The organism is Delftia deserti (assembly GCF_042653485.1).
In the GTDB taxonomy this organism is placed as follows: domain Bacteria; phylum Pseudomonadota; class Gammaproteobacteria; order Burkholderiales; family Burkholderiaceae_C; genus Comamonas; species Comamonas acidovorans.
The window spans coordinates 7089776-7115370 of sequence record NZ_JBHSIH010000001.1 but is presented as its reverse complement, the minus strand read 5'-3'; the positions used below and the strand labels follow the sequence as shown (position 1 = coordinate 7115370).

The following is a 25595-nucleotide window of genomic DNA, read 5'->3' as shown; positions in this document are numbered from 1 at the left end:
GACTGCCATCAATAGTGAGTTCAAAGAAATATTTATAAATCAAACAGGAAGAAATAACAAAAAAATAAACAAATTGAAAAATATCATAAATCAAAATTAAATATTAATTTAATAAAATTCATTAAAATACCGCCATGCAAACTCCCCGTGCGGCCGGCAGGACTTCCGCTACGACACCACGGGCCGCATCCTCGCCAGCCTGCCCGCACAATGCAGCCCGCTGGCCCGCGAACTATCTGCCTTCGACCCCGCCGGCAATCTGCATGGCATCCATGCCCGGCAAAGATGGCCAGTCCGTGGACACCACCCTGGGAGTCGTAGGCGACAACCGCCTGCGCTTCTACCAAGACCTGCACTTTGAATACGACGTGCACGGCAACGTCACCCGCCGCACCTGCGGCAACCAGAAGGCCGGCATTTCAGCAGGTGTTCTGAACCTCGGTGTCTTCCTTGGACGCTGGTTCAATTGCCTTGCGATCGCATCCAGGCCCGCTTGCGAGTAGCCCGACAGGTCGAGTCCTTTGGGAAGATACTGCCTGAGCAACCCATGCGTGTTCTCGTTGGTGTATTGACCCAGCAGAACCTGCACAGGTCAGGCCCAACGCCGCCCCTTTTCCAGGGCCGATAGGCAACACCTCGGGACTGGTCATCCCCGACACGGCCCCCCACCTCCACGGAGCCACGGCCCCCCATCAAACCCCTCGCCTAGGAAAAAAAGCTGGTGGCAGCGCCGGGGCAGCGACGTTGTGCACACAGGTCTGGATGTCGTGGGCATCATCCCCGGCGTTGGCGAAATTGCCGACGGCGCCAATGCTTTGATTTATCTTGCCGAGGGCGATAAAGTCAACGCAGCCATGATCCCGGCCGCTGGGATGGCGGCCACCGGAGTCAAGTATGGGAAGAAGGCCGCAGCAGCGGCAACAGAGGAAGCTCTCACCCTTATGGAATAACAGAAGATGAAGGTCTTGTTATCTGTGTGGATGGTGAGAATATCTCTATGTCGAAAGAACACGGAAAGATTCATGCGATATACGATCCATTGGAACAGAGGGCAGGGCTTGATGGAAACCCTCCAGACACAGCACCACTTGGTGTACTTGAAGCCGCTGGCGCAATATTGGCTGGAAGAATAACTGGATGCAATCCTATTTTAGTAGAAGCTCAGCTCCGTATTTTTCATCAATCGAAAGGATTGGATTCCGCCATTGTACGAGCAGACCCCATCGGCAAAATACCAATAGGCTCCTGAAAAATTGGACCAGGAAAAACCACTCAAGGAGGTCCGCATAGATAGCGGAGCACATATGAAATCCACACCCATAACTTTTGATAAATGTCTGGCGATCGAGGATGATTACTATATGTTTTCATCAAGGCCGGATGGCATCGATGATTCTGCAGAGTTCAGTAGGATTTTCTTTTATGATGCTCAATCTTCGGGAGATCCTTGGAGACACCTAGATTTGCCTAATTTCACAACAGTTAGCATCTGCTCTTCAATCAAGGCTATGGGAGATAGGAGAAAATATGTAATTCTATCGAATAATGGGGAGGTATCAGTTTATTGGCCTGGTGGCGCGAGCACCGAGAATATCGCAGAAGCAGGATTGGACAAAGAACTTCCAATATATGGATATTTGAATTCTTTAAAAGAAATAGATGGCGTATTATACGCATGTGGAGGTGGAGGTGGAGGACAAATATATAAACGCGGCACAAATGGATGGTGCGATATTGCAGGAAAACTCAGGAAAAAGAGCCCTACCCCAAAGGCTAATTTATCACTAAATACTCTTGAAATAGGTGATGATATTTCTGATATAGATGGTTATTCAGAAGATGATCTTTATGCTGCTGGACGAGATGGAATATATCACTTTGATGGAAAATTGTGGAGTGAAGTTGATATTTCAACTGACGAAATAATCATGAGTATTTTCTGTGCCCCAGATGGAGCTATCTGGGCATGCGGATTCAACGGGGCCATACTTCGAGGTGATTTCAAGAATGGCTTCAAAGACATGAGTCATTATGATGACAACATGATTCTGACCAAGATGGTTTTCTTTCAGAACAAAATATATTTCTCTTCCAATAAAGGACTTTTTTCATTGGACTATAAAAAAGAAAAATCCAAATTGTATAAAATCAAAGAAATAAAGGAATGTGAGGATATTTCGGTTCACAAAGAAACCTTGATATGCATAGGTCCAAAAAAGATAACTATTTTCAATAACAACGGTCATCGCGAATTAAAGCATCCCGATTTAAAATAATTGGGGTTCACTATTTTTCAAAAAACAAAAACAACTCATTGAGCAAACGCCACAGGTGCCATCAAAGGCCGCATCGGCCCGCGAGACCTAGTCGCCACACTTCGCGAAGCCCTGGGCCACGAGTGGCAACAGGAATACGACAGCCGGGGCCACTTTGTGCAGGCCACCGCCCCCCTGGGCCGCACCACGCTGGTACCAGTGCGACCAGATCGGCGCGCCGCTGGAGCTGACCGACGAGCAGGGCGAAGTAGTCTGGGCTGCGGACTACAAGGTCTGGGGTGAGGCGGTCATGCGCAGTGTGTTGCGGACCGGCACCGATGATCGGCCGGTCAGCGCTCGGGCTTGGGGCTCAAAGCCTGTTGCACCACCTCCACCGCCACCCATTGAGCAACCCTTCCGCTTTCAGGGACAGCAGTTTGATGAAGACACCGGACTGCACTACAACCGGTTTCGGTATTACGATCCGGTCGTTGGGCGGTTTGTTAGTCAGGGTCCTATTTGACTCTTGGGTGAATTTAACTTAAATCAATACACCATAAATCCTATTGAGTGGTTTGATCTACTTGGTCTCCCTGGAAGAAAATAACACAAACCTCGAATCGAGCCGGGAAATAGCAGAGAGGGATTCCAACATATTGACGAAAGACATATAAGTGGCACTCATCCCGATGGTTCTGGTGATTTGCTTGAACCAGGTACAGCGCAAGCAGAGTTACAGAAATTTTGTGAATACCGTGTAAAAAATGGAGTAAGAGTTAGTGATCCCAAAAAACGCATTCAAACTTACGAAAAAAAGAATGCTAGTCAATGGAAAAGCTGACAGAATCAAAGGTGTTTTTTATTCGCACGATGGCAATAGAACAATTACGGTATATAAAGCTAGAAGCGAGCAAATAATGATAGCTGCATCCTTTTCGAAGGTAAATGAAGAAAAACCATCTGGTTTTGATTTGGGAGACATGGAATTTATATTAGATAATGAAATAATTACATCAAAAATAAACAAAAAATTCAAGATGATGATTTATCTATCACTAATTTCATTGATCGATGATTTGCTATCTATAAAAAATGGTGGAAAAACAGAGTTCAGCGCTACAGATTCTTCATTCTCATTGTCATTCTCAAACAATAAAAATAGACTTTATATAAAGCATCAAGGAAAACAATTTGGACCATATGAATTTCACTATTTCATGCGAAAAATTTATATTGCCTCACAAGAATTTTATTCATTAAAAAACTCCATAGATAGAGAAGATCCGGCATTTCATGATTTAACCGATGCCTTTGATCAGCTGAAATTTTTCATCAAAAATAGTTAATCGCCTTAATTCAATCATTGAATACATGAATTCAGGAAATATGAATATCTGATTTTGTAGATATTATTTACGCAAGGTGCTATAAATTTTTCAAATTATGGGAGATCTCACCCTGCAGTCCAGATTAAAAATTCCGTAAGTCGTCGATGTTATCTGACGTATTCAAATAGAATATTCTTAAATCAGTGAATACAGTTTGCGTAATTCTTAGTAGACATTAAGCAAACACCAGAGCGCGAGCTTGCAATAATCTTAAATCTTTAGCGCATGTTACGAGCCTACATGCAAGCTGTTAATTCCATCGAAGAATTTTTCATACTCATTTTCTCAAAACACAGGTAATTGCTCGTCGTAAAAGAAAATTTCTCAAAGTGCATAACCCGCTCTAGAGGTCTATGAGCTACTACATCGAGCAGAATTCCTTGGAATAAATAATATGCAAGATTCAACACTAGATAAATTTGGCGAAGACATTATCCACACAGTTAGAGACTCATCTATAGAAAGAGTCACCGACTGTGCAAACGGGAAATACACAACAGATGAAGCAAAGAGGTTGCAAGAGTTTTATGCATCACTTTCAGGAAATCAGAAATTTCATTTTGATTTCCTAGTCGCTTTCGCAGTTGATTCCGCTTTATTCAGAATTCTACGAATGGCAGAGCAAGAAGTTATTGGCATAAGCTATCAAGGAGTTGAAGATATATCAGAAATAAGTGACGGCTTAACTGGCGAAATTTATGGCAATAATGGCTGGATAAAAAAATACAGCAAATTCATAAATTCAATGGAATAGATCCCCGCTGGAGCTGACCGACGAGCAAGGCCAGGTAGCCTGGGCTGCGGACTGCAAGGTCTGGGGTGAGGCGGTCATGCGCAGCGTGTTGCGGACAGGCACTGATGATCGGCCCGTCAGCGCGCGGGCCTGGGGTTCCAAGCCTGTTGCACCACCTCCACCGCCGCCGATTGAGCAGCCCTTCCGGTTACAGGGGCAGCAGCTTGGTGAAGAGACAGGGCTGCACTACAACCGACTTCGGTATTACGATCCGGTGGTGGGGCGATTTGTTAGTCAAGATGCTATCGGGATACAGCGAGGACAAAATGTATATGCAGATAGCCGCAGTGAGGTAATCAGTCTTGCGAAAAGGTGTGCTTGTGGTGCGCCTATGGAGCATCCCGCCCACCCTAACAAAAAACAGGCAGTACAGAAGGTCGTCTACCACATGTTCATCCGAATAATCATGAAGAAACCGTAGGCGATTCACACAATTCATCCTAAATAATTATGTCATCATTTTTATTGTATTTTGAAGAGAAAAATCAAGAATCTAAAAATTACAAGGAATTTACTGAAGTTGGATTATTTCGGATACCTGAAACAATATTTGCCGGCAGTATTCGTGCAACCATTAACGGACGCAGTTTTAATGCGGCAATAATTTCAGATAAGTCGCATCAAAGTTGCAACGAATTTTTTCAAAAAAATAGTGAGCGCGAAGATAATATAAAAATATTGTTCAATTTTATTGAAAATAGATTATCCAATGATTGCATTATCCCAAATATCGCAAAATTCATCTTTAACAATCAATCGACCATTAATTTAAATGCGAAAGAGTTTTCAATAAATATTGACGATGCAAGAAATAATTTTAATCGTGATTTTTTTGATAAAGGATATTTTCTTAGAATTAGGTGAATGTGCAAGTTTGTTAGGCATGCTCAAAAATCAAATTAATCCTTACAAACTCGGACCGGCAGCGGCGGTGGATTCAACCTGTCAACGCAACACCTTCATCAAACATTTCAGCAGGCGTTCTGAACCCCAACGTCTGCCTGGGACGTCGGTTCAATTGCCTTGCGTAGGCGAAATTGCCGACGGCGCCAACGCTTTGATTTATCTTGCCGAGGGCGATAAAGTCAACGCAGCCTTGAGCGAGGCAGCCATGGTCCCGGGCGCTGGGATGGCGGTTACCGGAGTCAAGTTACAGAAAATCTCAATGAAGCTGCAAAACGGATACAGATGCCATCTCCAATGGTTATGGAAAATGAGGATCACGGATGCAAGAATACCTATGGCAAAGCTGCGCAAGAGTTGAGAAACCTGGATTGGGATCAACATATTAAGAACGCCAGCACCAACGTAACAAAGGCAAAGAAATGAATGCAACAGAACTGATGTTTTTTTTAGGCCATAGCAGCACGCATGAGCCGCTCGACGAATTTTTAACCAAAAATGGCATTAAGAGTCGACCGAAAATAGGCCGGTCATTGGAAACGCTTATCCCCATAAAAGGACAAGGTCTTTCAATGTCATTTGAAATAGATGCAAAAGGAACTGGGATAGCACCCAAAAGCGAAGGTGCTTTCATATTTAGCCAACTTGAAATTCGAATATCTGGAGATGCCGGGAGGAATGGAATTTACACCGGACCTTTACCTTATGGTTTAAGCGCAAATGACAGCAGAAATGCTATAGAGAAAAAACTGGGACAGCTCAAGCGCAGAATGCCGGAGATTGATAACTATTTTCTTGACAGTATTGTATGGACAGTCGCTTTTGAAGAGGATAAATTGGAATTCTTTCAGCTTGGTGTTCCTACAAATGTCAAAAGAAAACATGGACTTTGCCCCTGATTGAGATGTACGGTCCCAGGAAGTCATGGTGCATTCTTCAGCCTGGAACAGGAGAAAGCACTATGGCAATCCGCCTGCATGGCAGCGCCCGCACAACGCCGCGTATCCGCGCAGAGTTCCAGCTAGCGACCGGCTCCCATCGGTCCTTGGCCCAGCTCTACGGCATCAACCCCAAGACTGTGGCCAAGTGGCGCGCGCGCACCTCGGTGCTCGATGAGCCCATGGGTCCTCGGGACAGAGCAAGCCAGCATCTTTCCCAGGAGCAAGAACACCTGGCGATTGCGTTACGCAAGCAAGGGCATCTGTCGCTGGACATTCGTTCAAGGCTACAACTTCGGCAAGCACTCGAAGGCGCACAGGTGGAAGACGCCATTTCGAGCGATTTGCGAGGCATGGGAGAAAGATCCAGGCCGCTTTAGACTTCATCAGCACCATCTCACTGTGGGACTGAACATCCAACTGTAGCAAACAGGAAATGACTGAATCATACTTGGAAAATAATCCTAAAATCATTTCTAGTATAAAATCAATAATAAAAGAAATGGCCAATGAAAATTACGACCTATTGCATACAGAAAAACTGCTAGGCAATGCATCGCCACAGGAATATACTGAGCGTTCTCGTGACATCTTTCGCGGAAGATTAATTACAATGCCACCCGACGATGCATTGCAGAAATCATACATATTTGATCTTCCAGAAGATCCAAATGATAAATACGCCATCGATGTATTTCTATGGAGCAACGGCGAAGAAAGTGACGCCGTGGCGACCTTTTGCGTAAGAAGAAATCCGAAGTCCAATGCTCAAGCAGTTTATCTTTATGATCTAAAAACTCCATAACACGTCCGGATATACGCCCCACCGGCCGCATTCTCGCCAGTCGGCCCTTCCAGGGAAGCCCATGAGCCGGGAAGTTTTGTGCCACCGGCCAACATTCAGGACGCGGGCGAAGAACCCAGCACCTACTGGTGCCAATGCGACCAGATCGGCACGCCGCTGGAGCTGGCCGACGCACAGGGCAAGGTGGCGTGGGCTGCGGACTACAAGGTGGCAGCGCTGGGGCAGCGACATTGTGCGCACAGGTCTGTATGTCGTGGGCCTCATCCCCGGCGTTGGCGAAATTGCCGGCGGCGCCAGCGCGTTGATCTATCTTGCCAAGGGCGATAAAGTCAACACAGCCTTGAATGCAGCAGTCATGATCTTGAGGGCCGGCATGGTGGCCACCGGGACCAAGTATGGAAAGTAGACAGCAGCGGCGACCACAGAAGCCCAGGAAAGAAGTTTGGCGTGAAGCAGCAGAAACTGGTTCATAAAAGCAGCCCCACATGCTAAAGGCGCTGTAGCGGAGAAAGCAGATGACCAAGGGGGTGGAAAAGATAAAGTCAATCCCACGAATCACAAGGATTCCGGTAAAAAATCGACGATGCCTTTGATGAGTACATGCAATCGTTTTCAAGAGTTAAATAGTCTTGATTTTGATAAATACGTGGAAGACATGGTTCTATCTCATAGAGCCGTCAAACCAAAACTACCATCAACATAAGCAATCACAATGAACATCGAAAAATTGCTATCACTCTTGGGCCATACTTCTACAAGCGATAGTTTTAAGTATTTTCTTCTAGAAAATGGCATAAATAAATTACCAAAAGGAGATTTCACAACAAGAATAAAAACCAAGGACAAATTGATTTCCATGGAATTTGATCCCACGGATTCATACAAGGAGAAATATCTTTCTCAACCCATTGGGGATGGCGGGTTCACTTTTGAATCCATCGACATCAACAAAGGCTTCGAAGAAGAAATACCATTCAAGCTCGACTTCACAATGGATAAGAGCCAAGTCGAAGAAAAATTGGGTAAATCGGTCAGCAAAAACAAGGAAGACCTTGTCCAAATATATCAAAAAGAAACCTATATAGTTATTCTATTCTATAAAAATAAATGGAAAGGCATAGAAACAATAAGAATAAGGAAGATGAACAAATTTGACGAAAACAATCTCAGCCTCAAATAGGCCCTCCTGTTCCAAGGGATGAAAACTCTTGAAGAACAATAATCACCATATATTGCATGAGCTGGATCTAACAGAAGATGAGCACGCCTTTTAAATTGGAAGACATTCAGTATTTTGGAGAAACCGAAGCAAAATTCGCCGACCAAGAGTTTGGCTTATTTATACTGGAATAAATTTCATCCATCGGCAGAAAATCCTCTGAGGCAGATGAACGCGAATTGGATGCGCCGGTCCAATGAAGGCGCAGGAAATTTTGGCGACCTATACCTGACGTTCTGGTCGCTGAACGAACTGGAGCAACTCAACAAAGTGATATTAGCCACTTATAGGAAATATTTGGATGAATAAAGAATATTACATCATGGCCATCAACGAGGAGTTTGGATGTCCTGCTGGATTTTATCATTCCGTACTTGCTAAAGATTTTGAAGAGGTAAAAGCGGACTATGGTTATAACCCCTGGTATGCCGGCCCCAAAAGATACGGAGGAACACTACCATCGCTTCCTGAGAAACTTATTTTGATGGAGAAAAATGAATATAACTATGATGTTCGCAAGGGTGCAGATTACTTTTATGTCATAAGTGCTGGATTCGCAAGATGTCTTCCAGAAATCAAACATAATTTTTCCGAAATCAAGCGTGTTGATTGCGTCGATAGCAAAGGTATTGCTAGAAATACCAGGGATGTTTTTATTGCAATACCAAAGAAGTTCAAAGCCGAAAACTGCTTGGATATTTCAAAGAGCAAACAAATATCCCCAAGAGGCGTTGAATATGAAAGCCTCCATTTCAAGGAGGACTTGGATTTTGACATTTTCGACATTGTGAATATCTCGTCCAGCCAGGCAAGTCTAATTTGTTCAGAGAAGGCAAAAAAGATATTCGAAGATCATGGCATACGATGTGTGAAATACATACCCATAAGTGATATAAACGCAAGCATGCAATCGCATATGAGTGAGCTATACAAACCCGTTGGATTTTATGATCCGGTATGAAAATTCAATTTTCGCTGGCTATTTGATTAAAGTAGAGTATCGATATGAGCATTGGCTCGTCTAAAATTTCTTTTGAAAATATGCACAGGATTTGAAGAAACCAACACCCCATAGAAAAAATAGAATCACCACCTTTCGACGAAAGAAGAAGCAAACTCATTGAGCTATGCGGCACATTAATTACTTCGATTGTCTTGTTGAGTATTTTTCCAAGCACAAGATCAGCACCCTTCTTGATCCTCAAGAAATCATGGATCTTTCCGAGTCCATATATGAAGATCCTATGCTGTGTGCAGAAGCAAGACTGCTAGTGCAGGATTCACATTCTTATTTTGAAAAAATGCTCAGCGTATATCATCGACAAGGCCATCCCTGTGCCTGGACTGGTGGTAATAACTGGAGAAGTGGAGATTTTGTTGTCTATGCGACATAACTATCGACATCAATGACGTTTTGCTATTTGAAGTGTTGTCACGGAATCTATGTCAATGGTCAAAGATATTCCAAATGCAAAAATACAGATCATGGATCTATTGAAGATCATCTGCAATCATCAAATTACCCAAAACAAGCAAATTTTGGACGAAGATAACTCATTCGAAATTTCACGTGTCTTAGAAAACTACATTTCCAACCCAAAGCACAAGAGGCAGAGGTACACGATGCCTCCAGAATCAAGTGTGGCAGAAATGGAAACACGGGAAGGATTGGGGCTATTTGACAAGCTTTCAGACATTGATCTCTGGATTGATGGAGAGCCATCTGATTTAACTGCTGTATTCAGAATAAAAACATCGGCATGCACTGGTGAATCCACTGTATTTCTTTATGACTTGAAGGTATTATAGATATTCAATCGTACAACACAGGAAAATGTCCCGCATACTTTTGCGATCGCATTATTCCAAATTTGATTTTCATGAGCAAGATGACAGCACCCCTCATTAATAAACTCATTATTCATCCATGAAAAATCTCATCAATCTCAAGAAAGTCATTGAGGAAATTTCCATTAATGAAGGATGGCTATACGCAAAGACTGATATCGATATAGAAGATGATGCCAAGGTATTTTTCTATAGCGCGGATTTAAATCAGAGTCCCCAGGATGAATTACAAGTTAGAGAATTATTTTTCAGGGCAGGATTTTCCCCCTATCTTTCAAAAGAAGATGTGGAGGATATAATCGAAAATCTGGAACAGCAAGTGGAATTCCCCACCATCGTTGACTATATAAATGCGATACGTTTTTATAAAAAGCATGATGCATTTATCGTTATGTGACAATGATCAAAAAACCCCAAGGAATGACAAGTGATGGCAGCAAGAGGAAGCGCAGCGCTTTCTGGCCGCCACGGGCTATCGCCTGCCTTGGGACCATGAGTGGAAGTACGTTGCGAAGGCGGGCACGGAGCGGCTGTATGTGTGCGGGGACGTGGTTCCCCAGCGCGATCCGTCCGGGGATGTGTGCCTGACCCAGTTTGGCGATGGACAGGGCCATATGGGCCAATCCGTGCACAGCCGTTGTTGTGGCGCTCCTGGCACAGCAATGTTCTGGTGGCGTCATTTTTCGGCTTTAGGATGGCGGGCCATGCGCAATTCCCACTCCCTTTGGACGGCAGCAGCCCTGGGCCTGGCAGCCTGTCTCGGCACCAGCCCGGCCCACTCGGCTCGCCCCATGATCACGGACGATGCCCGCATCGTCGATGCCAAGTCCTGCCAGCTGGAAAGTTGGGTCAAGTCCAGGAAGGACAGCACGGAATTCTGGGCGCAGCCGGCCTGCAATTTCACGGGCAATCTGGAGCTGACGCTGGGCGCGGCACGCACGCGCGAGGACGGCAGCAGCCGGACCACGGACGTGGTGATCCAGGGCAAGACCCTGTTCAAGGAACTGCAGCCCAATGGCTGGGGCTGGGGCCTGGCCGTGGGCAATGCCCGGCATCCGAATGACGAGGGCCAGGGCCGGGGAGATCTGTACGCCTATGTGCCCGTCACGTTCTCGCTGCGCGATGACCGGCTGTTCTTCCACACCAACGTGGGCTGGCTGCGCACGGCGCAGACACATCGCAACCTCATGACGTGGGGCCTGGCAACCGAGGCCCAATTGAGCCAGAGCACCTGGCTGATTGCCGAGACATTCGGCCAGAACCAGGGCAAGCCCTTCTACCAGATGGGCCTGCGCTACTGGCTGGTGCCTGGACATGTGCAGATCGATGCCACCTACGGCAATCGCGCAGGCAGCAGCACGCAGGAGCGGTGGTTTTCCATCGGCTTGCGGCTGCTGTCTTCGCCGTTCCTGCCCTGAGTCCTTTCCAGCTTGCGCCCTGCCCGGCCCTGCCCGCTGCTCACAGCGCGCCAAACCGCCTGAGCACCATGAAGGCCGCCATGGCCAGCACGCCCAGCATCAGAGAGAGTTGATTGGCGCAGGCCAGATTGCCATCCAGCACGTTGTTGTAGATGGCCAGTGACAGGGTTTCCGTCCGGCCGATGATGTTGCCGCCCAGCATGAGCGACAGGCCGACCTCGCCCAGCGCACGGCCCCCCGACAGGATCAGGCCGGCCGCAATGCCGCGCCGGGCCAGCGGCAGCTCGATGCGCCAGAACACCGACCAGGGGCGGTGCCCCAGCATGGCCGCCGCCTCCAGCAAGCGTGGCGAGGTGCCGGCAAAGGCGGCCTGCGTGGGCTTGACCATGAGCGGCAACCCGGCAATGAAAGCCGCAATGACCAGGCCCGTTTGCGAAAAAACGATGTCGGGCCGCAGCACATCGGGCAGCAGCTGGGTGAGCAGCCCCTGCCGGCCCAGCAGCACCAGCAGGCCGTAGCCGAGCACGATGGGCGGAAACACCAGCGGCAGGCTGACCAGCGCGTCGACCAGCTGGCGCCCCGCAAACCGGCGCCGCGCCAGCAGCCAGCCCATGCCTGCACCTACCAGCAATTGCAGCAGCAGGCTCCAGGCGATGACCTGGGCGGTCAGGGCCAGTGGCGCCTGGGCGCAGACGGAGGTGGCCATGGATTGTCAGCTGCCAGCAGGGAATGGGTGGCCCATCAAAGGCCGTGCCGCTCCAGCACCTGGCGGGCCTGCGGCGTGGCGATGAAGTCCAGCAGCGCCTGCAGTTGCGGCGAAGCGGCGCGGCCCTTGAGCACGGCCAGGCTCAGTTCGATGGGCGGATGGCAGCTGGCCGCCACCGGCACGCTGGCGCCCACGCGGTCTTTCAGGGCCAGGGCCTCGGTCTTGTTGACAAAACCTGCGTCCACCTCGCCGGTGGTCACATAGGCGCTGACCTGGGGCACCGTGGCCACTTCGACCAGGCGTTCGCCCAGCGTCTGCGCCAGGCCCAGGCGCTCCAGGCAGATACGCGCCGCGTTGCCGTACACGGCCTTGCTGCGGTCGGCGATGGCAATGCGCTTGAATTCGGGCCTGGCAAGGTCCTGCACGCTCTCCAGGCGCCGGCCGCGCGCGGCGACCAGCACCAGCTGGCCCTGGCCAAGGGTGATGTAGCGCTCGGCCAGTTGCATGGGCTCGACAAAGGCGCGGTCGCCGATCAGCACGGCGATCTCGGGGTTCTGGCGGGCCTGGGTCTCGATCTGCTTCATGTTGCCGAAGCTGGCCTCGGCGCGAATGCCCGTGGCCTGGCTGAAGGCCTGCAGCAGTTCCAGCACGGGCTTGCGGTAGCCGGCGCCAGCGGCCAGCAGCAGGCCCTCATCGGCATGGGCCAGGCTGGCCGAGCCAGCCAACAACAGCGCCAGGAGCGGCGCCAGGAGCGGCGCCAGGCCGCGGGACAGTATGCGTTTGAACATGGATTCCTCCTCTTGGAACACGGCGTTGAAGCCTGCGCCCCTCTCTCTACGAAATGTTCAATCGTATACGACGAATCAACGCATCCACCCCTGCGTGCCTGCTGCAACGCCCGTAAAAAAGCCTCCATGCATGACACATGGAGGTCGCCAGGCATGGCTGCCTGCGTCTTCGGCCAAGGTGTCTGGCCGCAGCGCTTACTTGTTGGGCTTGGCCGCAGGGCCGGCAGCGATGGGCGCCACGCCTTCGGGCTTGACGTAGGTGACCGAGGTCACGTAGTGCACGCCGTCGTATTTTTCTGCGCCGTTTGGGCCGATGCGCTCGCCGCCGCTGCGCTCGTCGTGCGTGGCTTCGGCCACGTAGGTGCCCTTCCAGGGCATGTCGAACTGCACCAGGCCCTGCTCGTCGGCATGGGCTTCCTTGCTCCAGCCCGATTGCACGGTCAGAACCACCTTGGCCTTGGGCAGGGGCTGGCCCTTGTAGATGACCTTGAACTCGCCGGCCTTGCCCGAGGGCACGACATCCAGAGTCAGGCGCGGGGCCTGGGCGGCAAAGCCGGTGATCAGGCGCGCAGCCGGGTGGTACCAGTTGCGCAGTTCCTGCTCGCCCTTCTTGCTGGTGTACAGCGGGTAGCCGGCATCCTCGGCCACGATGCTGTCGCCCTGGCCGGCCTTGAAGGGCAGCGCAAAGCCGGTGCCGGTCTTGCGGCCATCGGCCGCCTTCTCGCCCTGGGCAGACACCAGGGTGGCCACGGGCTTGCCGAATTTGTCGAGCAGGCCCGGCGATGTCTCGCGCAGGTTGTCGCCAAACTCGCCAAAGCGGATCACGGCGGTTTCGCCGGCCGGCTGTTCCAGCCAGATCTGGTGGGCCTGGCTGGCGCCGCTGGCGGCCAGGAGTGCGGAGACAAGAATCCAGTGTTTCTTCATTGCAGCTTCCTCAAAGGACAAAAAAACAGCCATCGGCGCCACAACGGGCCGACGGCATGAAGGTGCTTGGGGAGTGGGGTGCGGCCGCATGTCGCCGCATTGATTATTGAATGCGAATGGTTTGCATTCTATGCGCATTGCACACCGCCCCGGCGCAGTTCACCAGGTGGCTGCAATCGGGTCCGGCCCAGCGCTCAGGCGGCATCCTCGATGCGCACCGGCTCGCCCGTGAAGGCCAGCGCCTCGGCGGCCTGCTCCCAAGGGCTCCGGTCAGCCGCCCTGGCCGGGCGCAGCACAAAGCCCTCGCCTTCCGCATGCGTGGTGCTATCGGCGGGCGGCAGCGGCAGGCCCATGCGCTCATGCGCCTGGGCCACCAGGGTGCGGGCATAGATTTCCGCAGCCATGCTGCGCAGGCGCGGCTTGTAGACCTTGCCCACGTTGGTGGTGGGCAGCGCATCGATGATGCGCACATAGCGCGGGCGCGCAGGCGCTTCGTCCACGCCGGCTGCGGCGAAGGCCAGCAGTTCGGTTTCATCGGCCCGGGCGCCGGGGTGGAGCGCGGCAAAGGCCACAGGCACCTCGCCCGCATAGGCATCGGGTGCGCCCACGGCGGCGCAGGCCTTGACGGCGGGATGGCGCTCCAGCGCCTGCTCTATCACCTGCGGATCGATGTTGTGGCCGCTGCGGATGATGACGTCCTTGGAGCGCCCACGCAGCCGCAGCAGGCCATCGGCGCCCACCGAGCCCAGGTCGCCCGTGATCAGCCAGCCGTCATCGGTGAGGTAGCTGGACGGCTCAATGCCGCCCAGGTAGCCGGAAAACAGGTTGGGCGACTGGAACACCACCATGCCGGTTTCGCCGGCCGCCGCTTCCTGGTCCGATGGCCTGCCGTCCGGCCCCATGCGGCGCACGGCCAGCCGCGCAAACGGCAGGCGCAGGCCCACATGGCCGGCCGCCGCGTGCAGGCCGGGCGGCGTGATGGTGGAGATGCCCGTCATCTCGGTCATGCCCAGGCTCTCGTGCACATGGAAGCCGCTGTGCGCCTTGAAGCGCGCCGCCACCTCGGGTGACAGCGGCGCGGCGCCCGTGCGGAAGTAGCGGATGGAGGACACATCGGCCCCCTGCAGCGGCACCTCCACCAGCGCGGCCAGCACCGTGGGCACGGCCGACATCAGCGTGGGCCTCCACTGCGCCACCATGCGCCAGAAGCCGGCAATCACGGCCTTGTTGCGGAACAGCCCCGTGGTCGGAATGATGACGTGGGCCCCGGCCGAGAAGCAGGCCAGCGAGCCCGGCAGCACGCCGGCCACATGGAACAGCGGGTAGCCGTTGATGGTGCGGTCGGCCGTGTTCAGGCCCTGCATCTGCACGCTCGCCCAGGCGGTGTAGACCTGGGCGCCATGCGTCTGCACGGCGATCTTGGGCGCGCCCGTGGTGCCCCCGGTATGGAAGTAGGCCGCCACGTCGCCGGCCTGGGGCTGGTGCCCGCTCACCAGCCGGTCGGAGGGCTGGGCGGCCAGGGCGGCATGCAGATCGCTGGCGGGCCAGCGCTGTCCATCCCCCTGGGGAACCCGGCCTTCATGCGAGACCCAGAGCACATGCGCCAGGTCCGCATCCAGCGCCGTGACTTTCTCGCGGATGCCGGCATCGTCCTCGTCCGCCCAGGCGATCAGAAAGCGCGCGCCCGTGGTCCGCATCAGGGCGGAGATCTTCTCGGCACTCAGCAGCGGATTGATGGGCTGCACGATGCCCGCCGCCTCGCCGCCCCACAGCGCAAAGTGGTACTCCATGCAGCCGGGCAGCAGGATGGCCACCGTGTCGTCGGCGCCCATGCCCAGCGCATGCAGGGCGTTGGCCGTCTGGTGGATCCTGCCCAGCAGTTCGGCATAGCTCAGGTGCAGGGCGTCATGAACGCTGCCGGCCTGGGGCAGGAAGCTCAGGGCCCTGCCCTGGCCGTGCTCACGCGCGGAGTTACGAAAGAGGTCGTAGACCGTTTGCGCCGTGATCAGCCCGGCCATGGGCCGGCTTTCGATGGACTCCACATCGGCCAGGGAACGCACGGCCCGCAGGGGCCGGAACATGGATTGCGCAGGGAGAGGACTCATGGCCATGGATTCACTCCGCGCCCAGGCCGTTGGTGCGCACCACCTCGCCCCAGCGCGTGTAGTCGCTGCGGATCAGGGCCTCGGTGTCCTGGGGGTTGAGGTAGGCGGCCGTCACGCCGATCTTCTCGAAGCGGTCGCGCACCTCGTCGGTGGCCAGCAGCTGGCGCGAGGTGGCGCTGAGCTTGTCGATGATGGCGCGCGGCGTGTCCCTGGGTGCCACCAGGCCGCCCCAGGACGATGCCTCATAGCCGCCAAAGCCCTGCTCGGCCATGGTCTGCACGCCGTCCAGCGCCTTCACGCGCTGGGGCGTTCCCACCGCCAACGCCCTCAGCCGGCCACTGCGGATATGGGGCAGCGCAGACACCATGTCCGCATAGATCACCGGCACCACGCCGCCCAGCGTGTCGTTCATGGCGGGTGCGCTGCCCTTGTAGGCCACGTGTTGCATGGTGTGCAGCCTGGCGGATTTCATCAGTTCCATGCTCAGGTGGCCCGAGCTGCCCGCCCCGGAGCTGGTGTAGTCCAGCGTGGCGGGCTGGGCCTTGGCGTACTGGAACAGCGATTTGAGGTCGGTCACCTTGGGCAGCGACTGCGCATTGACCGCAATCACATTGGGCAGGTCATAGATCTTGGTGACCGGGGCGAAATCCGTGGCCGGGTGGAACTTGACGTTCTTGAAGAAATGCGGCGCCATGATGGTGGGCGTGACCATCATCATCAGCGTGTAGCCGTCGGGCGCTGCCGTGCGGAACTGGCCTGCCGCCACCGCGCCCGATGCGCCGGGCTTGTTCTCTATCACCACGGGCTGGCCCAGCTGCCGCGCCAGCGCCTCGGCGTAGACGCGCGCCGCGCCATCGGTGGGTCCGCCCGGCGGGAAGGGAACGACCAGGCGAATCGGCCTGTCGGGCCAGGCGCCGGTATCGGTATTGGCCTGCGCCGCGCCGCACAGCGATGCGAACGCAGCCACGCCGATGGCGCCCAGCGCCATGCCCTTGGCCAACGCCTGTCTTTTTGTGATGCCTGCCATCTTGTCTCCTTGAATGTCTATCTGTTCTGGCTGGCCCATTCTGCCCAGCGCACCCTCTTTGACAATGGTGGCGGTGGTTGACATCATGTCAAAGAATATTGACACCCCCTCGGACTGCAACGCATGGATCTCCTGGCATTCAACATCCTTGTCCAGATCATCGAGCACGGAAACCTGAGCCAGGCGGCAAAGTTCTTGAACATGTCGCGGGCCAACGTGAGCTACCACCTGGCCCGGCTGGAGAAGTCCCTGGGCGCATCGCTGCTGCGCAGAACGCCCCAGGGCGTGGAGGCCACCGAGGTCGGCCAGCGCATCTACCGCCATGCCCGCAACATCCTCAACGAGACCGAGCTGGTGCGCGAGCTGGCGCAAAGCAGCACGGATGAAATCTCGGGAAAGATCGGCCTGAGCGTGCCCACCGGCTACGGCCACCTGGTCATGGCGCCGTGGCTGATCGAGTTCAAGCGCGCCCATCCGCAGGTGGTGCTGGACATCCGCCTGGAGAACTTCATAGACAACCTGCTCAAGGACAGCGTGGACATCGCCATCCGCGTCATGTCCGACCCGCCGCCCATGCTGGTGGCGCGCGACATGGGGCCGGTGCGCTACAGCCTGTGCGCCTCCAGCGACTGGGCGCAAAGGCACCGCCTGCCGCAAACCCCGTCCGAGCTGACGCGCGCACCGCTCATCACCTCGGGCGGCGAAAGCGGCAAGGTGTGCCTGCAGATCGCCAGAAACGGCCAGCCGCTGCAGGAGCTGGACATCACGCCCACGCTGATGTCGCGCAGCTACCCCTTTCTGTGCGACTGCATCACCTCCGGACTGGGCGTGGGGCTGGTGCCGGACTACATGGTGCGCCGCGAGGTGGACGATGGCCGCGTCGTGCTGGCCATGCAGGACTACGAATTGCGCATCAACCAGGGCCGCATGTTCATGCTGTACATGCCCAACCGCTTCCAGTCCGCCGCCACACGCGCCCTGATCGATTTCCTGAGCGACAGGATGGGGCTGGCGCGGGTGATCAGACCGGGGGATCTTCCCGATGCCCCAGACGCGTCGCAATCGCCAGGCCGAAGTTTGTAGACGACTGGTCGGTTTTTGCGCTAGACTCTCACCCCATGAAGAAACCCGCACAGGAAACACGCCAGCACATCCTTGATGTGGCCAAGGCGTTGATGACCCAGAAAGGCTATACGGCCGTCGGCCTGGCCGAGGTCGTCGCGGCTGCGGGCGTGCCCAAGGGCTCCTTCTACTATTACTTCAAGTCCAAGGAAGAGTTCGGCCAGGCCCTGCTGCAGGAGTACTTCGACGAGTACCTGGCCAAGATCGATGCGCTCATGGAAACGCCCGATCCGGCCATCTCCCGGCTGATGACCTACTTTCGCCAGTGGACGCAGAACCAGTGCTCGGCCCATGCAGGAGGCCAGTGCCTCGTGGTCAAGCTGGGCCCCGAGGTCTGCGACCTGTCCGACGACATGCGCTCGGTGCTGCGCACCGGCACCGACTCCATCATCACCCGGCTGACCGACTGCGTGCGCGCCGGCCAGGCCGATGGCTCCATCACCTCGGATCTGGACGCGCCTGCGCTGGCCGAATCGCTGTACCAGCTGTGGCTGGGCGCCTCCCTGCTGTCCAAACTGGGCCGGCATGAGGAGCCCTTTGCGGCCGCCCTTGTTTCCACCAGGCGGCTGCTGGCCTGAGCAGGTCCGGCAGCCGCTTTTTATTTGCCTTGCTTGTAGACGACTGGTCAACTTCAACCACCAATCTCACCCGCCTCACCGTTTTCTCCTACCCCTTCAACCACCACCTTCAGACACCATGACCGACCACAGCCTCCATACCGATCTGTTCTCCCCCACCCAACTGGGCGGCCTGTCGCTGGCCAACCGCTTCGTCATGGCACCGCTGACCCGCAGCCGTGCCGGTGACGACGGCGTGCCCACCGAACTGCACGCCGCCTACTACGCCCAGCGCGCCAGCGCGGGCCTGTTGATCAGCGAAGCCGTCAACATCTCCGCCCAGGGCCGGGGCTACAACCTCACGCCCGGCATCTGGACCGAGGAACAGGTCGCCGGCTGGAAGAAGGTCACCGACGCCGTGCACGCGGCCGGCGGCAAGATCGTGGCCCAGCTGTGGCACGTGGGCCGCTACTCGCACGTGGACCTGCAGCCCGGTGGCGTGGCCCCTGTCGCCCCGTCTGCCATCAAGGCCGAAGGCGTCACCTTCACGCCCAACGGCGTGGCCGAGGTGTCCATGCCCCGCGCCCTGGAAACCGGCGAAATCCCCGGCATCGTCGAGCAATACCGCCATGCGGCCGAATGCGCCAAGCGCGCAGGTTTTGACGGCGTGGAAGTGCACTCGGCCAACGGCTACCTGCTCGACCAGTTCCTGCGCGACTCCACCAACCACCGCAGCGACGCCTACGGCGGCAGCATCGAAAACCGCGCCCGCCTGACGCTGGAAGTCACCGACACCGTGGCCAAGGTCTGGGGAGCCGACCGCGTGGGCATCCGCCTGTCACCCGTCACGCCCAACGCCGGCAACACGCCGCTGGACAGCGATGTCATGGCCCTCTACGGCTACCTCATCCCCCAGCTCAACCGCTTTGGCCTGGCCTACCTGCACTTCGTGGAAGGCGCCACCGGCGGCTCGCGCGAACTGCCGCCCGGCGTGGACCTGGACGCGCTGCGCAAGCTCTTTGACGGCGCCTACATGGGCAACAACGGCTATGACCTGGAACTGGCCATGGACCGCCGCGCCAAGGGCCTGGTCGATGCCGTGGCCATCGGCCGCCCCTTCATCGCCAACCCCGACCTGGTGGCGCGCCTGCGCCACGGCAAGGAACTGGCCGTGGCCCCGCACGAGGCCTACTACGGCGGCGGCGCCCAGGGCTACACGGACTGGCCAGTGGCCGCCTGAGCCGGCCATCCGCCCCACGATCTGCGGCACACTGGCTGACCTGCGTCCTCATCGAATGACCCATCGAAAGACCAAGCCATGCAACTGCTGATCGTGGGCGCCACGGGGCTGGTGGGCAGCCAGGTGCTGCAACAGGCCCTGGCCGACAGCCGCATCACCCGCGTCGTGGCCCCGGTACGCCGGGCGCTGCCGGAGCATCCCAGGCTGCTCGCCCCCATCGTCGATTTCGAGCACCTGCCCGAAGAAGCCGACTGGTGGCGCGCCGACGCCCTGGTCTGCACCCTGGGCACCACCATCAAGACAGCCGGCAGCCAGCCGGCGTTTCGGCGCGTGGACCATGACTATCCGCTGCTGGCCGCCCGCCTGGCGTGGCAGCATGGCACGCCCACCTATGTGCTGAACTCGGCCATGGGCGCCGATGCCGGCTCGCGCATCTTCTACAACCGCGTCAAGGGCGAACTCGAGCACAACCTGCAGGCGCAAGGCTTTGCCTCCCTCACCTTCGTGCGCCCCGGCCTGATCAGCGGCCCGCGCACCGAGCACCGGCCGGGCGAGCGCCTCATGGTCGGCGTTCTTGGCGCCCTGGGCCCGCTGCTGCCCCGGCGCTGGCGGCTCAACCCCGCGCACCGCATTGCCCAGGCCTTGCTAGAGGCAGCGGTCAACGCCAGGCCCGGCGTCCATGCCGTGGGCTCCGGAGCGCTGGCCGAATGACTCTGCCGCACAGAACAGAACCTCTCAGGAAGCTCGCATGAATCCGCATATCGCTCCGGTCGATCTCGCCAAGTCCTACCGGCTGATCAACCACGGCCCCACCGTCCTGGTCTCGGCCCGCCACGGCGGCGTGGATAACGTCATGTCGGCAGCCTGGTGCTGCGCGCTGGACTTTGCGCCCCCGAAGCTCACCGTGGTGCTGGACAAGGCCACGGCCACGCGCGCCCTGGTCGAGCAAAGCGGCATGTTCGTGATCCAGATCCCCACGGCCGCCCAGTTGCAGCTCACGCACCAGGTCGGCACGCTCAGCCTGTCCACCAATGCAGACAAGCTCGCCGCCAGCGGCGTTCAACTGTTCGGCATGGAAGGGTTCGACCTGCCCTTCGTGGACGGCTGCGCCGGCTGGCTGGCCTGCCGACTCATCCCCGAGCCCCACAACCAGCAGGCCTACGACCTGTTCATCGGCGAGATCGTCGGCGCCTGGTCCGACACCCGCGTGTTCAGCGACGGCCACTGGCACTTCGAGGACGCGGACCCGGCCTTGCGCAGCCTGCACTATGTGGCGGGCGGGCAGTTCTATGCGATTGGGGAAGGGCTCAAGATTTAAAGGGTTCATCCTGTCTATCCTGAGCCCTTTGCCAGCAAACCGGGCGCTGCCGGATCAACTCATGCCTACGATTTTTGAATCCACTGCATTTCCAGCCCCCTGTACTTTATGTATGAACACATGGTGAACAAACAGCGCCGTTTGCCCTGCACCTGGCCTTCAAAAAGTATTACGACAGATGGGTGGGGACTGAAGCCATCCCGCAAATGCGGTATGGCCTGATGCACCACGACTGGGAAGACTTCTGCCTAGGCGGACGCGGGAGGCCATCGGATCCGTCCGCCGCCAATTCCCAATGGTTTGAAAGGCAGATACCCAATGATCAAGCAGACCCCCATATTGCGCCCTACCCTCATCGCCGGAGCCGTGCTCGCGCTTGCGGCTTGCGGAGGTGGCGGAGGCAACGAAGTGACGCCACCGGTTGCACCACCAACGCAAACGACACAGGAGTTGGTGCAGAAGTACATGGACGCCAGCCAGGCCTTGACCGCCACCCAGTTGCCCGCCAAAGGCACCGAGCGCTTTGCGCATCTCGACGACTGCTACCTGGGCAACGGCAGCAGCAAGGCGCGCCTGATCACCAATTGGGATGAAAACCAGGCCCAGATCCAGACCTCCAATGCCTACCAGATTGGGCGGAGCTTCGAAAATCTGCAAATCCTGGCGGAGCGCAAAACCACCAATGCCGACGGTTCCGCCCGGCATGAGGTGGATATCAGCTACGACGAAAAATTCACGGACGGGACCAGCACAAGGGACCAGCGCGAAACACTGATCGCAGGCAACAGCAGCGGCACCTGCTCCACACCCCGCAATGCAGCCGAGATGCGCGCCCTGGGCAATCAGCGCGTGGTAGGCGTGGGACTGGTGTCGCGCAACCGCGCCAATGTGATGCGCCAGCTGGCCGACGGCCAACCATCCGCCAATCCGTTTCAATTGCGGCGAGAGGTGCAGTTTGGCATTACCGATCCTGCTCGGCTGGCAACTTATGCCATCGTCAGTTGGCCGTCGGCGCAGGCAGGCAGCGCGCGCAACTCGCTCAAGCTGCTGTCGCCCCGCATCATGCGCGATGCACCCGAAATGCAAGGCGTGCGGGGCAACGCCAGCTATGCGGACACCAACAACTTCCGGCAGTGCCGATCGAACGCCAACAACGACGTGGCCAATGCCGTCACGGCAGATTGCACCAACGCGCAACTGGGTGTGGCCAACGACTATTGGGGCTCCACCGTGCGCAGCGGGTTCGACGCCGCCGCGATGGCGGACGGGGACAACCGCTTCGCAGCCCTGGGCCTGGCAGCGGGAACCCAGGTGCGATTCGACATCCATGCCGACGAGGGCTGGAAAGCCGTCAACGGACAGCAAGGCAAAACACCCATCGCCACCTACCAGGTCACGCTGAAGAACGGGTCTTATCCGTTTGCGCAGATACCTGTCAATGCCTATCCCCAGTTCAACACCATCTCGCCCTCCGAGGCCGAAATCGTGGCAGCCTTCAAGGCCGGCGGCGGCAGCGCGCAGGTTGTCTGGTCGGCTGCGCAACCGCCAGCGGGCAGCATGCCCATGGCACTTTCCGTACTCAGTTCCTACCGGCAGGGAGCTGCGGCGGGATCTGCCTCAGGCCTGCCCACGGTACGCACGCCCAACCTGACCGTGGCCGTGCCCAAAGGAGCCACCTCGGCCACCATACCTTTTGGAGGCAGGCCGGACGGCGCATCGGCGACGAACTATGCCGAGTTCCTCCTCGTCTACGCTGACCGCAACGGCAGGGAGATGTACTACAACCTGCAATACAACCCCTGAGGCCAGGGATGCGTGACCATGCAGCGCCCAATCCATGACCCAGCCCGCAAGTCGCTGAGCGATGGGCAGGGAGACTGGTCACGCAATTGCCCACCCCCGCAGCAGTTGCACCAATTCCACCTGCCGATGGCAACCCGTCTTGCGCATCAGGTTCTTCATGTGGGTGCGCGCCGTGTGCCAACTGCATCCTTCCACCAGGGCATAGTCCTTCACGGTCTTTCCGCCTGCCAGAAGCAACAGAAGGCGGGTCTCGCTGGGTGACAGGCCCAGCATCTCGCCCACCAGGCCTTGATCCCGCAAGACCATGGAGCCGGGCAACGTCAGAAAGATCAGGGCCAGGGGCTGTTGCCATGGCGCGGCAAACGCGTGGCTGGCCGCCAGGGGCAACGCGGTCAGCATGAGCCGGGACTGGCTTGGCTGGCTGCCTTGGAGCTCCAGGGCCGCCGCCTTTGCGGGATTGGCGCAAGCTGCGCAGACCAATCTCTGCAAGCGCGCATGCGCCTCGCCCGATGTGCATTGCAGCCCGCCGTGCACACATTGCAACGCGCCGAATGTCGCGAGCAGGCGCTCTGCCGCCGGATTGGCATGCTGCAGCCGGCATCGGGAATCCACGACGAGCAGTGCCTGCGCCAACGCATCCAGTGCCGCGAATCCGAATGCGGCCTGGCGGCATAGCTGGCCCATGCGCGCGCGCAGGCGGCTGGCCCGCTCGATGTGCGGCATCACATGCTCAAGGAATGCCTTGTCCTGCGCACCATAGGCCCCGGCATCCCTGGGACGCATGAAGCTGATGAAATCACGCGCATTGCCTTCCATGCGAACGCTGGCAGCAGCGGTATGTCGCAGTCCCAGCGGAACCAGCCAATCCGTATAGACACTGTTCTGTGACGCCTGCCTGGCGCTTATGTGCTCGTGGTCCAGCATCACTTGGGCCACGGGCAGCCGCTGCACGGTCTCCATCCGCAGGTCGTTATGCGCGTAGTGTGTCTCGTACTCATGCATCAAGCCGTCATGCAAACCGAAGCTTTCCAGATTGCTTGCGCTTTGCGGAACGGCTGCCTCGCCAGCATTCAGCGTGAAATAGTGGAAGACGCCCGCCTGCAATTGCGCACACATGCCCGCGAGCGCCTCGCTCCAAGCCTGGGGAGCGAGCACCCCCTCATACAGCTGACCGGCGATGGTTTCAACGCGTTGTTGCATGGACTCACCTCGGTTGCAGGGATTGCAGCAGCCCCACCAATTCCACCTGCCGGTGGCAACCGGTCTTGCGCATCAGGTTCTTCATGTGTGTACGCGCCGTGTGCCAGCTGCACCCCTCTATCCGGGCGTAGTCCTTGACGGTCCTGCCCGTGGCAAGCAGCACCGCCAGGCGCGCTTCCGAGGGCGACAAACCCAGCGCCTCCTGCACGAGTCCGGGACTCGGGCCAGAAAATGGCGTACCGGCATCCGCCATTACCAGCAAAGCCATGGGCTGCTGGCGGAACGCAGCGGCATGGCTGGGCTTGAGCGGCAGGACCGTCACCATCAACCGTAACGCAGAGCCTGCCGTCAGGCACAGCGCCCCGGCCAGGCCCTGCGCATGATGGCCGCAAGCCTGGGCCACAAGACGCAGCAGTTGCGCCTGGGCCTGCCCGTCAACGCAGCGCAGCAGGCCGTGGCGCACAGACAAGGCCGCGCAAAAAGCTGCCAGCAGGCAGTCGGCCGAGGGGTTGCTGTAGTGGATGCGGCAATCTGAATCCACAAGTGCGATGCCTTGCGGCAAGTTGCCCAGGGCTGTGAGTCCCAAAGCCGCCTGCCGCGCCAGTCCACCCATCTGCATGCGCAGGCGGGTGGCACGCGCCAGATCGGGCATCAACTGCTGCATGAAGACCCGCTCCTGCGCGCCATAAGGCCCACGGTCCGTGGGACGCATGAAACCCAGGAAGTCCTGCGTCCCCCCCTGGTCGCGCACCATGACACCCAGCGTGTTGCGAAGTCCGTGGGGCGCCAGCACATCGGCGTAGACCGCGTTGCGCGACATGTCCCATGCGCTGAAATGCTCGTGGTCGAGCATGAACTGGCCCTGCGGCAGGCTCGCCACGACGGACATGCGCAGGTCCTCGCCAACATAGTGGGTTTCGTACTCGCGCAATTTATCGGCGTCTATGCCCGCCAGGTCGTGGTTGTGCACGCTCTCGATCACCCCGACATCAGTGCCGCCCAGCGTGAAGAAATGGAAAACGGATGCGCCCAGCGCCTCCCGCATGGCGTCCAGTGCGGACTGCCAATCCTGGGCGGAAAGTACTCCGTCATACAGCAGTCCCGCTACATGGCCCCTGGCATCTTGCTCATGAATGTTTTTCATGAAATGGAATTATTTATTGGCTATGGCTATTCTCAATCAGATCGTTCTGAATTCCGATGAAGGTTTTGCCAAGTCGATCCGGGGCAAATGTCCA

The 25595-nt window shown here is 56.7% G+C and carries 30 protein-coding genes and 3 pseudogenes; 25 read left to right on the top strand and 8 right to left on the bottom strand.

What is annotated here, in order from left to right:
• Positions 1-340: 340 nt before the first annotated feature.
• A pseudogene (locus ACFPFG_RS33430) lies at positions 341-565 on the bottom strand (hypothetical protein); the annotation flags it as partial.
• A 202-nt stretch (positions 566-767) separates the two neighbouring features.
• Here ACFPFG_RS33430 and ACFPFG_RS33425 point away from each other — a divergent pair.
• From ACFPFG_RS33425 to ACFPFG_RS33330, 19 genes and pseudogenes are all read left to right on the top strand, one after another.
• Positions 768-950 (top strand): hypothetical protein, encoded by a 183-nt coding sequence (locus tag ACFPFG_RS33425; protein ID WP_259649322.1) that lies wholly within the window; start codon positions 768-770, stop codon positions 948-950.
• A gap of 47 nt (positions 951-997) precedes the next feature.
• Positions 998-1249, top strand: coding sequence for a hypothetical protein (locus ACFPFG_RS33420; RefSeq protein WP_380110169.1), 252 nt, complete (start codon positions 998-1000; stop codon positions 1247-1249).
• 55 nt (positions 1250-1304) lie between these two features.
• Positions 1305-2276, top strand: coding sequence for a hypothetical protein (locus ACFPFG_RS33415; protein WP_380110166.1), 972 nt, complete (start codon positions 1305-1307; stop codon positions 2274-2276).
• 190 nt (positions 2277-2466) lie between these two features.
• Positions 2467-2853 (top strand): annotated as a pseudogene (locus tag ACFPFG_RS33405) (RHS repeat-associated core domain-containing protein); the annotation flags it as partial.
• Between the two features lie 181 nt (positions 2854-3034).
• Positions 3035-3601, top strand: a complete 567-nt coding sequence (locus tag ACFPFG_RS33400) for a hypothetical protein (protein WP_380110164.1) — start codon at positions 3035-3037, stop codon at positions 3599-3601.
• 436 nt (positions 3602-4037) lie between these two features.
• Complete coding sequence (locus ACFPFG_RS33395) at positions 4038-4397, top strand: hypothetical protein (protein ID WP_183021422.1); 360 nt, start codon at positions 4038-4040, stop codon at positions 4395-4397.
• Positions 4384-4857 (top strand): RHS repeat domain-containing protein, encoded by a 474-nt coding sequence (locus ACFPFG_RS33390; RefSeq protein ID WP_380110382.1) that lies wholly within the window; start codon positions 4384-4386, stop codon positions 4855-4857. The genes ACFPFG_RS33395 and ACFPFG_RS33390 overlap by 14 nt, the downstream gene beginning before the upstream one ends.
• 29 nt (positions 4858-4886) lie before the next feature.
• Positions 4887-5300 carry a hypothetical protein gene (locus ACFPFG_RS33385; protein WP_380110162.1) on the top strand — a complete coding sequence of 138 codons (414 nt, stop codon included), beginning with the start codon at positions 4887-4889 and terminating at the stop codon, positions 5298-5300.
• Positions 5239-5700, top strand: a complete 462-nt coding sequence (locus ACFPFG_RS33380; protein WP_380110160.1) for a hypothetical protein — start codon at positions 5239-5241, stop codon at positions 5698-5700. Before ACFPFG_RS33385 ends, ACFPFG_RS33380 begins: the two co-directional genes overlap by 62 nt.
• Positions 5701-5761: 61 nt before the next feature.
• Positions 5762-6238, top strand: a complete 477-nt coding sequence (locus ACFPFG_RS33375) for a hypothetical protein (RefSeq protein ID WP_380110158.1) — start codon at positions 5762-5764, stop codon at positions 6236-6238.
• 62 nt (positions 6239-6300) lie between these two features.
• Positions 6301-6552 (top strand): annotated as a pseudogene (locus tag ACFPFG_RS33370) (integrase core domain-containing protein); the annotation flags it as partial.
• Between the two features lie 161 nt (positions 6553-6713).
• Positions 6714-7082, top strand: a complete 369-nt coding sequence (locus ACFPFG_RS33365) for a DUF7668 domain-containing protein (protein ID WP_380110155.1) — start codon at positions 6714-6716, stop codon at positions 7080-7082.
• A 78-nt stretch (positions 7083-7160) separates the two neighbouring features.
• Entirely contained in the window at positions 7161-7409 is a 249-nt protein-coding gene (locus ACFPFG_RS33360; RefSeq protein ID WP_380110154.1) for an RHS domain-containing protein, read from the top strand.
• Positions 7336-7488: a hypothetical protein gene (locus tag ACFPFG_RS33355; RefSeq protein WP_380110398.1), complete on the top strand. Its 153-nt coding sequence runs from the start codon at positions 7336-7338 to the stop codon at positions 7486-7488. Before ACFPFG_RS33360 ends, ACFPFG_RS33355 begins: the two co-directional genes overlap by 74 nt.
• Positions 7489-7794: 306 nt before the next feature.
• Positions 7795-8262 (top strand): hypothetical protein, encoded by a 468-nt coding sequence (locus ACFPFG_RS33350; protein WP_183021429.1) that lies wholly within the window; start codon positions 7795-7797, stop codon positions 8260-8262.
• Between the two features lie 340 nt (positions 8263-8602).
• Positions 8603-9262 (top strand): hypothetical protein, encoded by a 660-nt coding sequence (locus tag ACFPFG_RS33345; protein ID WP_374617757.1) that lies wholly within the window; start codon positions 8603-8605, stop codon positions 9260-9262.
• 488 nt (positions 9263-9750) lie between these two features.
• Positions 9751-10110 carry a hypothetical protein gene (locus tag ACFPFG_RS33340; protein ID WP_183021432.1) on the top strand — a complete coding sequence of 120 codons (360 nt, stop codon included), beginning with the start codon at positions 9751-9753 and terminating at the stop codon, positions 10108-10110.
• Between the two features lie 118 nt (positions 10111-10228).
• Positions 10229-10546, top strand: a complete 318-nt coding sequence (locus ACFPFG_RS33335) for a DUF7716 domain-containing protein (protein ID WP_154834253.1) — start codon at positions 10229-10231, stop codon at positions 10544-10546.
• 307 nt (positions 10547-10853) lie between these two features.
• Positions 10854-11567: a hypothetical protein gene (locus ACFPFG_RS33330; protein WP_183021433.1), complete on the top strand. Its 714-nt coding sequence runs from the start codon at positions 10854-10856 to the stop codon at positions 11565-11567.
• Between the two features lie 40 nt (positions 11568-11607).
• Here the strand turns inward: ACFPFG_RS33330 and ACFPFG_RS33325 are convergent, their stop codons facing one another.
• The 5 genes from ACFPFG_RS33325 to ACFPFG_RS33305 form a co-directional block, all read right to left on the bottom strand.
• Entirely contained in the window at positions 11608-12273 is a 666-nt protein-coding gene (locus ACFPFG_RS33325) for a molybdate ABC transporter permease subunit (RefSeq protein WP_183021434.1), read from the bottom strand.
• Between the two features lie 35 nt (positions 12274-12308).
• A complete protein-coding gene (gene modA / locus ACFPFG_RS33320; RefSeq protein WP_380110150.1) occupies positions 12309-13061 on the bottom strand; it encodes a molybdate ABC transporter substrate-binding protein in 753 nt (250 codons plus the stop codon).
• A 195-nt stretch (positions 13062-13256) separates the two neighbouring features.
• Positions 13257-13985, bottom strand: coding sequence for a DUF4198 domain-containing protein (locus ACFPFG_RS33315; protein WP_197956186.1), 729 nt, complete (start codon positions 13983-13985; stop codon positions 13257-13259).
• Between the two features lie 194 nt (positions 13986-14179).
• Entirely contained in the window at positions 14180-16096 is a 1917-nt protein-coding gene (locus ACFPFG_RS33310; protein ID WP_380110148.1) for an AMP-binding protein, read from the bottom strand.
• 4 nt (positions 16097-16100) lie between these two features.
• Positions 16101-17117 (bottom strand): Bug family tripartite tricarboxylate transporter substrate binding protein, encoded by a 1017-nt coding sequence (locus ACFPFG_RS33305; RefSeq protein ID WP_212645876.1) that lies wholly within the window; start codon positions 17115-17117, stop codon positions 16101-16103.
• A gap of 123 nt (positions 17118-17240) precedes the next feature.
• On the opposite strand from ACFPFG_RS33305, the gene ACFPFG_RS33300 reads away from it, so the two are divergent.
• From ACFPFG_RS33300 to ACFPFG_RS33275, 6 genes are all read left to right on the top strand, one after another.
• Positions 17241-18200, top strand: coding sequence for a LysR family transcriptional regulator (locus ACFPFG_RS33300; RefSeq protein WP_312371679.1), 960 nt, complete (start codon positions 17241-17243; stop codon positions 18198-18200).
• Positions 18201-18235: 35 nt separating this feature from the next.
• The gene (locus tag ACFPFG_RS33295; protein ID WP_183021440.1) at positions 18236-18817 is read left to right on the top strand and encodes a TetR/AcrR family transcriptional regulator; all 582 of its coding nucleotides are present in this window, start codon (positions 18236-18238) and stop codon (positions 18815-18817) included.
• A 118-nt stretch (positions 18818-18935) separates the two neighbouring features.
• Positions 18936-20036 carry an alkene reductase gene (locus ACFPFG_RS33290; protein WP_197956183.1) on the top strand — a complete coding sequence of 367 codons (1101 nt, stop codon included), beginning with the start codon at positions 18936-18938 and terminating at the stop codon, positions 20034-20036.
• Positions 20037-20114: 78 nt separating this feature from the next.
• A complete protein-coding gene (locus ACFPFG_RS33285) occupies positions 20115-20747 on the top strand; it encodes a Rossmann-fold NAD(P)-binding domain-containing protein (RefSeq protein ID WP_312371685.1) in 633 nt (210 codons plus the stop codon).
• 37 nt (positions 20748-20784) lie between these two features.
• Complete coding sequence (locus tag ACFPFG_RS33280; RefSeq protein WP_380110145.1) at positions 20785-21354, top strand: flavin reductase family protein; 570 nt, start codon at positions 20785-20787, stop codon at positions 21352-21354.
• 318 nt (positions 21355-21672) lie between these two features.
• Entirely contained in the window at positions 21673-23157 is a 1485-nt protein-coding gene (locus ACFPFG_RS33275; protein WP_380110142.1) for a hypothetical protein, read from the top strand.
• 78 nt (positions 23158-23235) lie between these two features.
• Here ACFPFG_RS33275 and ACFPFG_RS33270 read toward each other — a convergent pair whose 3' ends face one another.
• Both ACFPFG_RS33270 and ACFPFG_RS33265 read right to left on the bottom strand, forming a co-directional pair.
• A complete protein-coding gene (locus ACFPFG_RS33270) occupies positions 23236-24357 on the bottom strand; it encodes a helix-turn-helix transcriptional regulator (protein WP_380110140.1) in 1122 nt (373 codons plus the stop codon).
• 4 nt (positions 24358-24361) lie between these two features.
• On the bottom strand, positions 24362-25501 hold the full coding sequence (locus ACFPFG_RS33265) for a helix-turn-helix transcriptional regulator (protein ID WP_380110138.1): 1140 nt from the start codon (positions 25499-25501) through the stop codon (positions 24362-24364).
• Positions 25502-25595: the final 94 nt, after the last annotated feature.

Bases quoted from the DNA above. Each gene is read 5' to 3' on its own strand.
- ACFPFG_RS33340 (WP_183021432.1), top strand. From the start codon at position 9,751: ATGGTCAAAGATATTCCAAATGCAAAAATACAGATCATGGATCTATTG.
- ACFPFG_RS33380 (WP_380110160.1), top strand. From the start codon at position 5,239: ATGCAAGAAATAATTTTAATCGTGATTTTTTTGATAAAGGATATTTTC.
- ACFPFG_RS33350 (WP_183021429.1), top strand. From the start codon at position 7,795: ATGAACATCGAAAAATTGCTATCACTCTTGGGCCATACTTCTACAAGC.
- ACFPFG_RS33305 (WP_212645876.1), bottom strand. From the start codon at position 17,117: ATGGCAGGCATCACAAAAAGACAGGCGTTGGCCAAGGGCATGGCGCTG.
- ACFPFG_RS33395 (WP_183021422.1), top strand. From the start codon at position 4,038: ATGCAAGATTCAACACTAGATAAATTTGGCGAAGACATTATCCACACA.
- ACFPFG_RS33365 (WP_380110155.1), top strand. From the start codon at position 6,714: ATGACTGAATCATACTTGGAAAATAATCCTAAAATCATTTCTAGTATA.
- ACFPFG_RS33310 (WP_380110148.1), bottom strand. From the start codon at position 16,096: ATGGCCATGAGTCCTCTCCCTGCGCAATCCATGTTCCGGCCCCTGCGG.
- ACFPFG_RS33265 (WP_380110138.1), bottom strand. From the start codon at position 25,501: ATGAAAAACATTCATGAGCAAGATGCCAGGGGCCATGTAGCGGGACTG.
- ACFPFG_RS33315 (WP_197956186.1), bottom strand. From the start codon at position 13,985: ATGAAGAAACACTGGATTCTTGTCTCCGCACTCCTGGCCGCCAGCGGC.
- modA (WP_380110150.1), bottom strand. From the start codon at position 13,061: ATGTTCAAACGCATACTGTCCCGCGGCCTGGCGCCGCTCCTGGCGCCG.
- ACFPFG_RS33415 (WP_380110166.1), top strand. From the start codon at position 1,305: ATGAAATCCACACCCATAACTTTTGATAAATGTCTGGCGATCGAGGAT.
- ACFPFG_RS33280 (WP_380110145.1), top strand. From the start codon at position 20,785: ATGAATCCGCATATCGCTCCGGTCGATCTCGCCAAGTCCTACCGGCTG.
- ACFPFG_RS33385 (WP_380110162.1), top strand. From the start codon at position 4,887: ATGTCATCATTTTTATTGTATTTTGAAGAGAAAAATCAAGAATCTAAA.
- ACFPFG_RS33345 (WP_374617757.1), top strand. From the start codon at position 8,603: ATGAATAAAGAATATTACATCATGGCCATCAACGAGGAGTTTGGATGT.
- ACFPFG_RS33275 (WP_380110142.1), top strand. From the start codon at position 21,673: ATGATCAAGCAGACCCCCATATTGCGCCCTACCCTCATCGCCGGAGCC.
- ACFPFG_RS33270 (WP_380110140.1), bottom strand. From the start codon at position 24,357: ATGCAACAACGCGTTGAAACCATCGCCGGTCAGCTGTATGAGGGGGTG.
- ACFPFG_RS33335 (WP_154834253.1), top strand. From the start codon at position 10,229: ATGAAAAATCTCATCAATCTCAAGAAAGTCATTGAGGAAATTTCCATT.
- ACFPFG_RS33300 (WP_312371679.1), top strand. From the start codon at position 17,241: ATGGATCTCCTGGCATTCAACATCCTTGTCCAGATCATCGAGCACGGA.
- ACFPFG_RS33290 (WP_197956183.1), top strand. From the start codon at position 18,936: ATGACCGACCACAGCCTCCATACCGATCTGTTCTCCCCCACCCAACTG.
- ACFPFG_RS33325 (WP_183021434.1), bottom strand. From the start codon at position 12,273: ATGGCCACCTCCGTCTGCGCCCAGGCGCCACTGGCCCTGACCGCCCAG.
- ACFPFG_RS33285 (WP_312371685.1), top strand. From the start codon at position 20,115: ATGCAACTGCTGATCGTGGGCGCCACGGGGCTGGTGGGCAGCCAGGTG.
- ACFPFG_RS33420 (WP_380110169.1), top strand. From the start codon at position 998: ATGTCGAAAGAACACGGAAAGATTCATGCGATATACGATCCATTGGAA.
- ACFPFG_RS33295 (WP_183021440.1), top strand. From the start codon at position 18,236: ATGAAGAAACCCGCACAGGAAACACGCCAGCACATCCTTGATGTGGCC.
- ACFPFG_RS33375 (WP_380110158.1), top strand. From the start codon at position 5,762: ATGAATGCAACAGAACTGATGTTTTTTTTAGGCCATAGCAGCACGCAT.
- ACFPFG_RS33330 (WP_183021433.1), top strand. From the start codon at position 10,854: ATGCGCAATTCCCACTCCCTTTGGACGGCAGCAGCCCTGGGCCTGGCA.